The organism is Akkermansia muciniphila, assembly GCF_900184965.1.
Taxonomy (GTDB): domain Bacteria; phylum Verrucomicrobiota; class Verrucomicrobiia; order Verrucomicrobiales; family Akkermansiaceae; genus Akkermansia; species Akkermansia muciniphila_A.
In genome coordinates this window covers 102,587-116,027 of the sequence record NZ_FXYA01000213.1, presented here as the reverse complement: position 1 = coordinate 116,027, position 13,441 = coordinate 102,587, and the positions used below count along the sequence as shown (strand labels likewise).

The 13,441-nt window shown below is 57.1% G+C and carries 15 protein-coding genes; 6 read left to right on the top strand and 9 right to left on the bottom strand.

The window, feature by feature from the left end; all coding sequences use genetic code 11:
- Positions 1–6 precede the first annotated feature (6 nt).
- Complete coding sequence (locus CI070_RS09320; RefSeq protein ID WP_094135301.1) at positions 7–1,011, bottom strand: hypothetical protein; 1,005 nt, start codon at positions 1,009–1,011, stop codon at positions 7–9.
- A gap of 20 nt (positions 1,012–1,031) precedes the next feature.
- Entirely contained in the window at positions 1,032–1,493 is a 462-nt protein-coding gene (locus tag CI070_RS09315) for a hypothetical protein (RefSeq protein ID WP_143246909.1), read from the bottom strand.
- A 108-nt stretch (positions 1,494–1,601) separates the two neighbouring features.
- Here CI070_RS09315 and CI070_RS09310 point away from each other — a divergent pair, with 108 nt between their 5' ends.
- Genes CI070_RS09310 through gmk form a run of 3 tightly spaced genes read left to right on the top strand, consistent with a single transcriptional unit; the run spans position 1,602 to position 4,374 of the window.
- A complete protein-coding gene (locus CI070_RS09310; protein WP_094135299.1) occupies positions 1,602–2,876 on the top strand; it encodes a valine--pyruvate transaminase in 1,275 nt (424 codons plus the stop codon).
- A 20-nt stretch (positions 2,877–2,896) separates the two neighbouring features.
- Positions 2,897–3,772 carry a YicC/YloC family endoribonuclease gene (locus CI070_RS09305; protein ID WP_094135298.1) on the top strand — a complete coding sequence of 292 codons (876 nt, stop codon included), beginning with the start codon at positions 2,897–2,899 and terminating at the stop codon, positions 3,770–3,772.
- 5 nt (positions 3,773–3,777) lie between these two features.
- A complete protein-coding gene (gene gmk, locus CI070_RS09300; RefSeq protein WP_256943504.1) occupies positions 3,778–4,374 on the top strand; it encodes a guanylate kinase in 597 nt (198 codons plus the stop codon).
- A gap of 345 nt (positions 4,375–4,719) precedes the next feature.
- Here the strand turns inward: gmk and CI070_RS09295 are convergent, their stop codons facing one another.
- On the bottom strand, positions 4,720–6,594 hold the full coding sequence (locus tag CI070_RS09295; protein ID WP_094135296.1) for an SLC13 family permease: 1,875 nt from the start codon (positions 6,592–6,594) through the stop codon (positions 4,720–4,722).
- Positions 6,595–6,725: 131 nt separating this feature from the next.
- On the opposite strand from CI070_RS09295, the gene gluQRS reads away from it, so the two are divergent.
- Complete coding sequence (gluQRS, locus tag CI070_RS09290; RefSeq protein WP_094135398.1) at positions 6,726–7,571, top strand: tRNA glutamyl-Q(34) synthetase GluQRS; 846 nt, start codon at positions 6,726–6,728, stop codon at positions 7,569–7,571.
- 77 nt (positions 7,572–7,648) lie between these two features.
- Here gluQRS and CI070_RS09285 read toward each other — a convergent pair whose 3' ends face one another.
- The 4 genes from CI070_RS09285 to CI070_RS09270 are packed head-to-tail and all read right to left on the bottom strand — an operon-like array spanning position 7,649 to position 10,235.
- Positions 7,649–8,104 (bottom strand): hypothetical protein, encoded by a 456-nt coding sequence (locus tag CI070_RS09285; RefSeq protein WP_094135295.1) that lies wholly within the window; start codon positions 8,102–8,104, stop codon positions 7,649–7,651.
- 5 nt (positions 8,105–8,109) lie between these two features.
- Positions 8,110–8,541: a hypothetical protein gene (locus tag CI070_RS09280; RefSeq protein WP_094135294.1), complete on the bottom strand. Its 432-nt coding sequence runs from the start codon at positions 8,539–8,541 to the stop codon at positions 8,110–8,112.
- Positions 8,542–8,581: 40 nt separating this feature from the next.
- On the bottom strand, positions 8,582–9,508 hold the full coding sequence (gene menA / locus CI070_RS09275; RefSeq protein ID WP_094135293.1) for a 1,4-dihydroxy-2-naphthoate octaprenyltransferase: 927 nt from the start codon (positions 9,506–9,508) through the stop codon (positions 8,582–8,584).
- Between the two features lie 19 nt (positions 9,509–9,527).
- Complete coding sequence (locus CI070_RS09270) at positions 9,528–10,235, bottom strand: type I 3-dehydroquinate dehydratase (protein WP_094135292.1); 708 nt, start codon at positions 10,233–10,235, stop codon at positions 9,528–9,530.
- Positions 10,236–10,309: 74 nt separating this feature from the next.
- On the opposite strand from CI070_RS09270, the gene CI070_RS13640 reads away from it, so the two are divergent.
- A complete protein-coding gene (locus CI070_RS13640; protein WP_179218283.1) occupies positions 10,310–10,477 on the top strand; it encodes a hypothetical protein in 168 nt (55 codons plus the stop codon).
- A 158-nt stretch (positions 10,478–10,635) separates the two neighbouring features.
- On the opposite strand, the gene CI070_RS09265 is transcribed toward CI070_RS13640, so the two are convergent.
- Together CI070_RS09265 and CI070_RS09260 are read right to left on the bottom strand one after the other, a co-directional pair.
- Entirely contained in the window at positions 10,636–11,556 is a 921-nt protein-coding gene (locus CI070_RS09265) for a phage capsid protein (protein WP_143245492.1), read from the bottom strand.
- 225 nt (positions 11,557–11,781) lie between these two features.
- A complete protein-coding gene (locus tag CI070_RS09260) occupies positions 11,782–12,471 on the bottom strand; it encodes a polyphenol oxidase family protein (protein ID WP_094135290.1) in 690 nt (229 codons plus the stop codon).
- A gap of 188 nt (positions 12,472–12,659) precedes the next feature.
- Between CI070_RS09260 and CI070_RS09255 the strand changes: the two genes are divergently transcribed.
- A complete protein-coding gene (locus CI070_RS09255) occupies positions 12,660–13,349 on the top strand; it encodes an outer membrane lipoprotein-sorting protein (RefSeq protein ID WP_179218282.1) in 690 nt (229 codons plus the stop codon).
- The last annotated feature ends 92 nt before the right edge of the window (positions 13,350–13,441 follow it).

Below are 13,441 nucleotides of genomic sequence, written 5' to 3'. Positions count from 1 at the left end.
AGTTCATTATTGCATGGGAGGAAGCGGAGAGTGGGCGGGGGGAACCCACATGTTTCCGGAAGAGGGATTGCCGGAATCTCCCGTGTGGGTGGGCGTTTCAATTTTCGGTTTTCCGGCAGGCGGCTCCAGATCTTCCACCACCACTTTCTTTTTAGCGGGCTGGGGCGCGGAGGCTGCCGCCGGGACTGGCGAGGACGCCTTGCGGATGACGGGAGCCTTGAGGGAGGCGTCCGTCTGGTTCATGGCCGTAATATTCAGCGGATCGCCGTAGGCCAGCATTTCCCGGATGTCGTCAGGAAGATCTCCGGCAGGAATGGAGGTGCTTCCCTGTTCGTGCATAATGCGCACGAATTCATTTTCCACGCGGGTGATTTCCACATTCAAATAAGTTTTGCCGGAATGGGATGTCTTCAGAATGTCAAACTTGCGGCCGCGTGCCTTGGCTCTGGCGTGTTGGCGGTAGCGTTCGAAGTAGGAGCGGATTTCCCCCCGGATGCCGGCCACGCGCATTTTCTCTTTTTCAATGGACTTTTGAGTCTCTTCCAGGTCGGACGCCGTGTGTTCAAAGATATCCAGAAGGCTGAGAAGCTGTTCCTTGGGCGCGGTCCTGTTCCGTATTTCCCTGAGCTGTTCCTGCTTTTTCAGAAGCTGGGCATGATTGGCTTCCAAAGCTTCCCGCGAGTCTTTGACCGGATCCGGAAGCTGGGAAAATTTCTCATAAACAATGTAGCCGGCGCTGATGACGATAAGGGCGAACAGACCCAGGCAGAGGTTCCAGAAAAGAGCGTCTCCCCTGGCTTTCCGTTCGGAATCCTCCTGCCGGGCGGATTCTTCTTCCACAGCGTGTTCCGAGATGACGTCCAGAGGTGTTTTCAGACGTTTTTTGATGGCGGGGGCGGGGTTTTCTTCCTTGTGTTCCCCTCCGTTTTCCTTGGGAGCAAAGCGGGTTTCGTCTTCAGCGGGGGGAAGGGTTTCGCCGGACGGCTGGCTGGGTGCGGGGGCGTCGGTCATGGAATGCGCAGGAATGGATGTTAATCTACCGGGTGGGTCTGTTTGAATTCGGCCAGTTTGGCCGCATACGCGTTATATTGGTATTGCAGGGCGTGGAATTCCTGCTTGCGCTGCGCCAGCGTTTTGCGCATGTCTTCAATGTCAAAGCACAGGTGCTCGAAGTCGCGGCGTTTGGAAGGCAGGATGTCTATATCCTTCACCGTGAAGGGCGTCGTGATTTTTCCCGGGTTGGAAAGTCTTTTCTGAAGATTGTAATTTACGCGGGCGTCGTGGGATTCCGCCTGGCTTATTTCCTGTTCCGTCTGGGCCAGAGCGTTTTTCATCTGCTGGAGCTGGGCCTGGAGCTGCTGGTGTTCCTGGGATGAATTTCCCGTCAGGAAGGAGGTCAGAGCTTCATTCGTACTGCTGTCGCACGAAGTAAGGGCCAGCGTGAGGGCCAGAGCCGGACAGGTACGCCTGGTGAATCGCACGATGTTGAACATGCCTAGGATTATGAACATTAACGGAGGGGAAAGTCAAACCGTTCATGCGCCCTGCGGGACAATGATTTTTCTCGCATAAAACGCGTATGCGGCTACAATGCCTGCGGCATGATGCAATTATCGGAGATCGGAGGCCATCTGACGGCCAGAACGGGTATTGATGATTTGATGGAGGATTTGTTTAAGGCCCTTCATTCGGGAGACGCAGGCCTGTGCCAGTTGAACGGCGGGAGCCCCGCCGTTATTCCTGAGGTGACGGAACTTTGGCGCCGCAGCATGGAGGAACTGGTGCGGAATGGAAAATTTGACGTGCTGGTGGGCCATTATGCCCATCCGGGCGGGGATCCCGCTTTCATCCGTGCGCTGGTGCATTTCCTCAATGAACGTTGCGGATGGAACCTGACGCCGGAAAATGTGGCAATCACCCAGGGCGGCCAGATGGCCTGCTTTACCCTGTTTAACATGCTGGCGGGTCCGTGCCCGGACGGCGCTATGCGTGAAATCCTTTTTCCCCTGTGCCCGGATTATGTGGGATACCAGTCCCAATCCCTGTGCGGCGGCGTCATGTTCCGGGGCATCCGGCCCGGCATACGCATGCTGGACGAGCACACGTTCAAGTATGTGATTGATTTTGACCGTCTGGACATACGTCCGGAAACGGCCGCCGTCTGCATGTCCCGGCCTACGAATCCCACCGGGAACGTGGTGACGGATGAAGAATTGGGGCTTCTGCGGGAAATGACTTCCCGCGCCGGGGTTCCCCTGATGATCGACAATGCTTACGGACCTCCGCTGCCCAATATTTGTTTTGTGCCCGTAACCCCGGCCTGGGATGAAAACATGATTCTGACCATGAGCCTGTCCAAGATCGGGTTGCCCGGCACGCGCACCGGCATTGTCATTGCTCGCCCGGATATCATTCGTGCCGTAGTGAGCATGGTGACCACATCCTCCCTGTGTCCGAACAATCTGGGCCAGGCTCTGGTGACGCCTTACCTGGAAGACGGCACTCTGGATAGAGTCTGCCGTGAGACCCTTACGCCGTTTTACCGCGGCCGGGCGGAATTCGCCCTGTCCCTGCTGCCGGAACTCTTCGGAGACTCCATCCCCTGGCGCGTTCATAAGAGTGAGGGCGCCATGTTCCTGTGGCTGTGGTTTGAGGGGTTGCCCATCACGTGCCAGGAGCTTTACGAACGGTGCAAGTCCCGGGGCTGTTTTGTAAATCCCGGCCATCACTTTTTCTTCGCCCTTCCGGAGGAGGGGGAACCTTGGCCGCACCGTCATGAATGCATCCGCATCAGCTTTACCCAGACGGAGGAACTCCTGCGCAAGGGGCTTTCCATCGTGGCGGATGAAGTGCGCAAGGCCTACTCCCGTTCTTAATCCAAACCTGACCCGTATCCATGAACAGCATGACCGGCTTCGGCAGAGCCGCTGCCCAGACAGACCGTTACAATATTCTTGTTGAAATATCAGGCGTTAACCGCAAACAAACGGAAATCGCCGTCAACGTGCCGCGCGGCTGTGCGGAATGGGACGCCTCCGTGCGCCCCATCGTGCAGGGGGCCGTTTCCCGCGGCCGCGTAGGCGTCTCCATTTCCGTGGAGCGTCTGGAGGAAGCGGACGGCTCCCTCCAGCTTGATGAGAAAAAACTGGCTTCCCTGGCGGAGCTGTTGAACCGTGCGTCTGGCCTGACAGGTCAACCGCTGCCCCTCCAGGCGTCCGACCTGCTGAGGCTGGATATCGTTACTACCGCGGCGGAAGCGTCCCTTTCTCCTGAAGAAGCGTGGCCAGTGGTGGCAAAGGCTCTTAAAGCCGCCCTGGAGGATTTTATCTCCATGCGCGCGGCGGAAGGCGCCAACCTGAAAGCGGACGTTCTTGGCAAGCTGGATGTCCTGGAACAATTCCGCCTCCGTATTGCGGAACATGCACCTTCCGTTCCTGTCAGGCTCCGGGAGGCCATGCTTAAGCGCCTGGCGGATGCCGACCTGTCCGTTTCCGCGGATGATGAGCGCATCATCCGGGAAGTAGCCCTGTTTGCGGACAAGTGCGATATTTCCGAGGAGATTACCCGTCTCTCCTCCCATTTTGACCAGTTCCGTACTTTGTGCGGTTCCTCCGCTCCCGCGGGCAGGCCTCTGGATTTCCTCTGCCAGGAAATCTTCCGGGAATTCAACACCATCGGCTCCAAGGCGAACGATTCCACGCTGGCCCATCTGGTTGTGGCCGCCAAGACGGAGCTGGAAAAAATCAGGGAACAAGTTCAGAACATCGAATGACAGCCATGAAACAGCCATTGGGAACGTTGCTGGTGGTATCCGGACCTTCCGGTTCCGGGAAGACGACGTTGTGCCGCCGCGCGACGGAAAACGGCCTGTGCGTGTACAGTATTTCCTGCACGACGCGCCAGCCCAGGCCGGGGGAAGTCAATGGGGTGGATTACCATTTCCTGACTGCCACCGAATTTGACGCCAGGGTGGAGCGGGGGGATTTTCTGGAATACGCGGAGGTGCACGGCAATCGCTACGGCACGCTGAAAGCGGATATTTTGAATCTTCTGGAACAGGGGAAAAACGTGGTGATGGATATCGACGTGCAGGGGGCCGGGCAAGTCCGTTCCTGCCATGAGGGAATTCTTCCCCTTTGTTACGCGGACGTTTACATTTACGTGCCGCAGGAAGAGCTTAAAAACCGCCTTTGCGGCCGGCAGACGGATGGAGCGGAAACCATCGCCCTGCGCCTTCGCAATGCGGAACAGGAAGACGCCTGCCTGCCGCAGTACCGGTACTGCCTGGTTTCTGCTGACCGCGAGGCGGATTATGCTTCCTTTTGCGCCCTGCTCAAATGCCAGTCCATGCGGGTGGGGCTGATGCGGGACTAAGGTTTTGCGTGTTTACTGGGGGAACTGTGTTTTCCTCCCAGTCTCATGGCATCCGGAATGGCTGCTCCGGTTCCGAAACATTTGGAATTGGCTCTCTTCCCATATTCGGATGATATGTGATTTCCTTTCCTCCGCTTAAGCTTGCGTGAAGAAAGGCGGGCCGGAATTCTTGACGGGCAGGGTATTCATCAGCTTTTTGAATAATTCGATGCTGAAATGATCCTCCAGGCGAAGCGCCTCGAATGAGGCGCCCCGGTAGGTCAGATGCTGTCCCGCTTCCTTGTATCCGTTGCGCAAATTCAGCCGGAAGCTTTGGTTCCTTTTCCGTTGGCCGGGAAGTATTTTTTACTTGAACGGATACAGCCAGCCGATAGCGCAGGTGAAAATAACCCAGAGGAGCAGATTGAGGGGAAGCCCCACTTTGACGAAGTCCTTAAATTTGTAGCCGCCCGCATTGTACACGTAAGTGTTGGTCTGGTAGCCGATAGGGGTGGAGAAACTGGCGCTGGCGCCAAACATGACGGCCAGAATGAAGGGAACGGGGTTGGCGTCGAATTGCAGGGCCATTTCATAAGCCAGCGGCCCCATGACGGCGGCTACGGCATTGTTGGAGATCATCTCCGTCAGAATGGAGCAGAGCAGATACAGACCGGAGATGGCGACCAGGCACCCCAACGGGCCTATGTTATCCACTACGCCGAACGCGATGGCTTTGGCAAGCCCGGTTTTGCTCATGGCTTCCCCCACGCACAGCATGCCCAGGATCAGGAAAATAATGCCCCAGTCCACCGCCTGGTAGGCTTCCTTCGGCTTGATGCAGCCGGAGATGATGACGATAAGAGCTCCGATGAATGCGAGATAGAAAGGGTTGAAACGCGCGAAGAATTTGAAGAATTCCCCGTATTGCTCAAAGGACCCCAGCAGGCCGATAAAAATGAACAGCCCCATAGCCAGGATGGCCCAGCCCTGTTTGCTGCGGTTGTGCGCTTCCGCGGGGCGCTGGCTCAGGGGGATGATGCGCTGCTTGGTCAGGATGCGGTTCATTCCTTCCTGCGGTCCTTCCAGAAGAAGCGTGTCCCCTGCCGCCAGCTTGGTATTCGGCCCCATGTCCGTGATGTTTTTGCCCTGCCTGTGGATAGCGAGCACGAAAATGTTGAATCGCTGGCGCAGCTTGAGTTCGGACAGGGAGAGTCCGGAGAATTCGGAATTATTGGCGATCATGCCTTCCACGATTTGCACGTCGCGCTGTTCCAGCGTTTCCAGCCCGCGGCTGTCGTCCCAGCCCAGGTCCACGCCTTTGGCTTCCCGTACCTGGTTGACTTTTCTGGCGTTGCACAGGAAAAGAATGCGGTCTCCTTCTTCCAGGTTGATGTGCTGCAGTTCCTCCTGCATGGAAAATCCCCTGCGGCGCACTTCCACGATTTTGGTGCCCAGCAGTTCGGATTGCATCAGGTTGATGGGGGTGGTGCCGATGTGGGGGGAATCCGCGGGAATCCTGACCTGGAGCAGGAAATCGCGCTGGATGCCGCCCGGAAGCATGGTGGACAAGGTGGGGCGGGATGGAAGCCATTTGCGGCCGATTGTCCAGAGGTAGAGCAGACCCGCCGCCGCATAAATCAGGCCCATGGGCGTTACCGTGAACATCTGGATGCCGTCATAACCCAGTTTCTGCACCTGGCCGAGAACGACCACGTTGGTGGATGTCCCGACCACGGAGCAGGTTCCCCCCAGAATGGTGGCGTAGGAGAGGGGGATGAGCAGTTTGGAGGCCGCGATGTTATGGTCTCTGCAGAAGGCCAGCACGATGGGCATCAGGATGACGACCACCGGAGTGTTGTTGACGAAGGGGGAAACCATGAACGCTCCCAGCGTGATGACCAGCAGGGCAGTCAGTTCCCTTCCCTTGGCTACCTTGTTGAACAGTTTGGAAAGGTCTCCTATCAATCCTGTTCTTTCCAGGGAAGCGCTCAGAATGAACATGCACACTACGGTCAGCGGTCCGCTGTTGGCAAAGCTGGACAGCACATCCCGCGTGTTCAGAATCCCCGTAAGCATGAGGACGGCGGTGCCTGTCAGGGCCGTAATTTCCACGGGCATCCATTCCTTGATGAAGCAGATAAATAACAGGACCAGCAGAATGCCGACAATCCATTGCTGGGCGACCGCTGATTCCAGCCAGCCTATAACGGAGGCGAAGTTGATGTTGAGAAGAGAAAGCATGGCTTGAAAGTTGAAGGTGTGGGGAAAGGGTCCAACTCTCCTACTTTCCCGGCCTCTGTCTGTCAAGCCGCAATAATTTCCCGGAAAGGGTTTGAAAAGGTTTCTGCGCTTTTTTATTGTTGGTGCGCCGCATGGATTCCCCCATCATAACAAGGTTTGCTCCCAGCCCTACAGGCAATCTCCATCTGGGGCATGCCCTGGCTGCATGGGAGGCCCGTTCTCTGGCGGACCGTTTTTCCGGGAAGTGCGTGCTGAGGATGGAAGATATTGACCAGACACGGTGCCGTCCGGAGTTCGTTCAGGGCATATTGAACGATCTGGACTGGCTGGGCATCCGCTTTGACGGTCCCATGATGGTTCAGTCTTCACGCTTCAGCGCTTATGAACACGCCCTTCAGACGTTGAAGGATTGGGGCGTGCTGTACCCCTGTTTCTGCACGCGCCGGGAGATTGCGGAGGAGGTGGCCGCCATGGGCGGGGCGCCGCAGGGGGGCTGCGTGGACGTATATCCGGGAACTTGCCGGATGCTTGACAAGGGGCGCAGGAAGGAGCTTCTCAAATCCGGCAAACCTTTTTCCTGGCGGCTGGATTGCCGTGCGGCGGCGCGGATTACCGGTCCCCTGCCGTGGCGGGACATGCGGTTCGGAGATCAGGTCTGCCGCCCGGAAGAACTGGGGGATGTGATTCTGGGGCGCAAGGACTGCGCCGCCAGCTATCATCTTGCCGTGGTTGTGGACGACGCTGCCCAGGGTGTCACCCATGTAAGCCGTGGTGAGGATTTATTCCCTGTGACGGGCATCCACCGGACGCTTCAGGCCCTGCTGGGGCTTCCTGTTCCGCAGTGGTATCATCACCGGCTGGTGAAGGACGCTTCCGGCAAGAGGCTTGCCAAGAGGGACAGGAGCCTGAGCCTTCAGGAGATGCGTGCCGCCGGGATGCGGCCGGAAGACGTGTTCCGGCTGATGCGGGAGAGCTGAGGGATTTTTCACCGGATAGGATGGGTCGCGTTGTTTCCGCCGGGAAAGGCTGGATTCAAGCCGGCGCCTGCGTTTTTTCAGCAGCCGGTCGGGCTTTTCTTGCCGATGCAGAGCAGGCATGCATAAGACGCCGACAGGGTCAGCAGGAGAAGGGAGTACAGGATGACCAGAAGATTCAGATGCCCCAGAGGAATGAGCCATGCGTGCGGTATGGCTGCCGTTCCTGCCAGTATCAGGGGAAGCCAGATAAAAGCCGCCTGGGAAAACAGGATGACGGCTGTGAAGGCCATCCCTGCGGCCAGGGTAACCCGTACCGCCGGAAGTACCGGCAGGAATGTTTCATGGATGTTTTTTTTCATGGCCCATGCCGTTCCCGCGAATACGGAGGCGAGAAACAGGGGGGCCAGCAACGCGGCGGAAGGGAGGATATCCCGGAGGGGCCATGCGCAGAGGGGGGAGACGGCCACCAGGAGGCCCGCGCTTTTAATCAGGAGGCCCCGGTGCGGCGGGGCTGGTGCCGCGTCGTGGTTCATATCCGTTAATCGGGCCAGACATTGCCGGGCGTGCTTCCCTGGGTAATGACGACTTCCTGGCCTATTTTCAGGGTAAAGTTGGGCGTTACTTCCTGCTGCACTTCCACGAGTTCGTTCGTATCCTTGAGCTTGACGCGCACGCGAATCATTTTGACGGCTTCCACCCTGCCGTCCACGATGGAGCCTGTGGCGGACGCCAGTTTTGAGGTCCCCATGCCGATGATGCCGGGAGTCATGGCTTCCGCCGCCGTTCCGGCCATGTTGGCGAAGGTGCCGTCATCCGTGGAGGTAAGGACGTTGATTTCCTTGATGCGGACCACGTTGCCCAGTTTGATGGTCGTCACTTTTCCGGTGGCGATTTCCAGATTGCTTTTTTGGGTGCAGGAGAAGAGGACGGGGAGAATAAGGAAAGCGGGAATGAATGAAAGCGGATTCATGGTGAACGTATGTTACTACGCTGGCAGGGGAAAGAGTTTTTCAGCGTGTGGGAAGAATTGTGTAGGTAGCCAGATACAGGAGCAGATGGAGGGAGGAGAGGGCCAGCACCTTGTTCATGCGGCTGTCCGCAGGCGTTTTGCGGATAAGGAGCATCAGATACCCGCCGAAGAGAATGGAGGGTATCCACATCCACCATGTGTGGGACAGGTTCAGGTGAAGAGCCCGGCTGGATGTAGGCAGCGTGATGTAGGCGGCCAGGATGAAGGACTGGGCCATGGCGCGCGCCTTTCCTTCCCCCAGCCGCACGGCCAGCGTGCGCTTGCCCGTGGTGAGGTCTTCCTTTCTGTCGCGGATATTGTTGACGGATATCATGACGGCGCACAGGAGGCCGCATTGAATACCCGTTACGATGCCGGCATTGTATACCGCAAGCGATTCCACCAGCGTGCCGGGAACGACGGGCGCCGTGCCTATCTGCACCAGAATGGTTCCCAGTACGGCAACCAGTCCAAAGAAGAGGATGACGAAGATTTCCCCCAGGCCTTTGTAGGCCAGCGGCCACGGCCCTCCCGTGTATCCATAGGTGAAGTAGAGGGACGGGATGCCGATGGCGAAGATGGGCCAGCCGCGCAGTTCGATGAGGGGAAAGGCCAGCAGGCACGCTCCCAGCAGGAAGAAGAAGCCGATGAGCATGACTGTTCCATGGGAGAGGGCTCCGCTGGCCGTCATGCGCACGGGGCCGGTCCGCCGTTCCGTATCGGCGTGCTTGGCATGGTCAATGGCGTCATTGAAAAAATTGCAGGCAATCTGAAGGCACAGGCAGGAAGCCAGCGTCAAAAAGGCCCGGGGAGCGTTCCAGCTGCCGGTCAGTTTCTGCACCACCATGCACCCTGCCCATACCGGAATCAGGGAGGCGGTTAGCGTCTTGGGGCGTGCCGCCAGAAAGGCGGAAGTAATGATATTCATGTGCGGAAAGTCTCCGTAATCAGCGGAGGATGGGGCCGAGGCGGCGGAGGGTTTCCTTAATGAGAGAGACGTGCCATTGCCCGGGGGCCGTTTCCTCTTCTCCCAGGTAGCCGTACACCAGGCAGGAACCCAGTTGAGCGTAAAGCAGGCGGGAGACGGGACCCATGGGGCCCATTCCCATGACGGCGATTGGTCCCTTGGGCTTGGTGAAAAGCTGCACTCCTGTCTGGATGTCCGAGGCGAGGCAGGGCGTGAATGCGAATTTGACGATATCCGCCTTGTAGGCGCGCGCCTTTTTCTCCTGTTCGCGCAGGTAGTCTACGCCCGGAGTAATTTGAAAATCATGGGTGGAGCCAATGACGGTGACGTTCCGTTCACGCGCTTCCATAATCAGTTCCCTGGCGTGGCGCATGGCGCTGATTTCAATGTCCATGGCGGCGGCGTACGGCATATAGGCCCGGAGCAGGGCAAAGCGCTCTTCTTCCGGCATGCGGCGCAGTCCTCCTTCCTCATGGCAGCGCACGGTGATCAGCAGGGGCATCTCCGGCCGGAATTCCATGACCTGCTCCGTCGCGAGTTCCGGGGGAAGGGCGTCCACACGCAGTTCCACTAAATCGCACAGGTCTGTTAAATCTTTTCCTTTCAGCGTTTTCCATAGCTCCCATGAGGTGACGGACGCAACGATTTTCGGCGGATAGGCCTGATGTTCACGTACAATCTGCTGCATACATCCTACTATCCCAGCAAAGAAAGGAAGGTCAATCTTCTATTAATGAGTACCGCTTCATTTTGGGGCAGAGTATGTCAGTTCACCTTCCTTCTCCCCTTTTGGAACTGTGTTTTTCCTCCTGTGCCAACCCTGCTGACGGGGGCCCGGCGGCGGAAGGGGAAAAATCCGTTCTGCTGCGCGTAGCGGATATGGCGGCATCTGCTGCGTATGTGATGGATTTTTCCTTATGGGGGCGTTAGGGCGATTTAGATGCTCTTTCCCCTGCGTTCCTTTCCCGGAAAAACTCGAAATAAGATGTTCCGTGCGCCCCTCATCTCAAAAGCAAAACCCCGGACCGCAGGCGGTCCGGGGCGGCTCCCCTTTTCCGGAGGGGGAGTATTATGATATTAGGGGTGGATTAGCTGGCTCCTTCGTCGCACAGGATTTTGACAAAGCCTTCCTCCTGAAGGCGCGTGGCGCCGCAGGCGAACTTGGCCCGGATTTGCAGGGCTTCCTCCATATCGTCTCGTACGGAAAGCTTCACTTTGAAATCATTCCATATGCCAAACTGGGCTTTGCTCTTTACCCAGGCCAGGCAGGAACGAACGCCCTCCTCTGTTTTTGGAAGCCTCTGGGTGCGGATGAATTTGAATCCCATGAAGGTATCTATTTTCCCTTCCACCAGGGCTTTTACATTATTGAAGTCATAACTGCTGACCTCCGTTTCCCGCAGCAGGTTCATGATCTGGGAACTGGTTACCGCAATGACGAGCTGGTCTCCGAACTGCGGGGCATCCTGGTTCCAGGCTTCGTTTTCCTCAAAAAGCTGGAGGGCTGCGCGCAGCTTGGCCACGGTAAGGTTGGTGGCGGCCTTGGTGCCGCTGTCCACGTGATTCACGGCTATTTGCTGGCTTTCCTTGAACGGAACGGCGGTCATGCCGTCTTCTCCCACGTAGTTCGTGTCCAGAAAGCCGGAGATCATCACGTCATCCATGCGGCGGCCCGCCGCGGCCTGGAGGCCTTCAATCGTCTTGCTGACGGGAAGGTCCATGTCTCCCAGGCGGGTGGCGTCGAATTCATCGTAGCCAATGGCTTTGGTGAACGTGCGCGGCCGCATGGAGCGGCGTGTGGTGGGAGCCTCGTTCAAAACGGTCTGTCCCACACGTGTGGTTTTTTCCGTGAAGTCCAGAACGCCGAATTGATCCAGAAATACTACCTTGCCGCTCAAGTCGCGCATGACGCTGACATACTTGTCCAGCCGGGAGGCGTGCTGCTGGAGCAGGGTGCCCCATTTTCTGGTGTATTTTACCTGATAATTATCGCTGATAGTTACTGCCATGATTGCAAATATAATGATTGTTTGGATGCAGGAACGGCAATTTGGATTATCGGGTCCGGAATAACCGGAGCGGTCCTGCCGCAAGCGGGAGGCGGCCATGTCCCCTGCGGGATTGCAGGCCGGTCCCATCCAGCGCTGACGGGTATGGACTACAAGACGGAAAAGCGCACCACGGCAGAATCGTGATGCGCTGTAGAAGGAATGAAAGGTGCCGCCTTTCTGCTGTTAAAGAATCATCGCATGCGGACGCGTAGCGTGATCCGGGCCGAAAAGAGCCAGCATGCGGCCCGTTTGCCCTTTTTCCATGCGGTAGGAGTAAAAGCGCTTGGTATCCGCCGCCGTGTCCAGCCCTGAATCGTGAATCTGTTCTTCCGGGACTCCCTCTTCAAGGAGCTGTGCCTTGATGGCCGTAGGGATGTCTTCCTCGTAATGAGGCGGGCGGATGCAGGGGGAAATGACGGCAATCAGGTTGGACGGTTCCACCCCAAGGTATTTTTTCATGGACTTGATGGTCTGGGAAACGATATTGCCGGCGGTTCCTGTTTTGCCTGAATGAATCAGGGAACGGTGGCAGTTTTCCTTGTCGTACAGCCATACGGCGGCGCAGTCCGCCACGTAAATGGCAAGCACGCAGTCGGAAACTCCGGAACAAATCAGGCCGTCTACGCCCTCCACAGGATAATTGGAGCCGATGTCTCCCACCAGGGCCACTTTCGTGCCGTGCACCTGTTCGGCGCGGCGCAGGTCTTTCCACCGCCAGCCCAGAGCTTCCACTTCCGCCTTATGGTACGGTTCCAGCCGTTCCAGCACGGTTTCGCGGTCTCCGGTAACGTCTATTCCCGGAATTCTCTCAATGAACTGGACGATTTCTCCGGGATAGGACTGGATAGGCTTCAAAAATGCTGGCGTTTCCATAATGATGGATCAGTAGATGTCGTTGGGGACATCTTGTCGTTTTGTATTACCTAGTCGAGCAAAATTTGGCGTTAAAATGTCACGGACGCCGCCCGGTGACTGAGAAAAGGTTTTTTTCCGCGTTTCCGGAGTGATATGAGCAATTCATGCTGCACGGGTATTTTTCACTTTCCACTTTTTTCGCGGGGATGGCCGCCGTATTTTTTTCTCTTACTGCCTCTTTGGCCCAGGAGACCTCTCCGGATGCCGGGCAGCTGCTGAAAAGGGTGCGCCAGGGGGCAACTCTTCAGGAAAACAAGGACATTAAGGGGCAAATACGCAAACGCGGCGTCAAAGTCCCCTTTTCCATGAGCCTGCGCGGCAATCTGATTGCTTTCCAGTACCAGGTCAATAATGTCTGGAACAGATTCGATCTGAAATTCAAGGACCGCGGCCAGGAGATCCTTTCCTGGAGGGACGGGAAAGCCGGCGTTTTGCCGGTTGCCCAGTATGCGGTGCCCATTGCGGGGACGGACGTAACGTACGAAGATCTTTCCATGCGTTACCTGTACTGGCCCCAGGCCAAAATTGTCCGGGATGATGCGGCAAGCACCGTCAAGGGGCGGGATTGCTGGATTGTCCAGATTCCGAACCCTAATCCCAGGGTAGGGCAATATGCCTGGGTGCGCGTCTGGATTGATAAGGAAAACGGCGCCATGTGGCAAGTGGATGGCATTGACCGCCGCGGGGAACTGGCTAAAAGGTTCATGATTGATTCCGTGATGAAGTTGAAGGACGGGTCCTGGTTTTTCAAGCGGATGAAGGTGGAGGTCCGGGATCCTTCCAATCCTCGCAGAACGGTTTCCGTCAGCTATATAGATATGGACAGCCCGGAATAGGTTTCCGGTCCCGGAGCCATTCCCTGCGGAGCTTTCGGATATTTTTTCCGGGGCATGGGGGAGGATTCCTTTTTCATGCCGCACGAATGGAT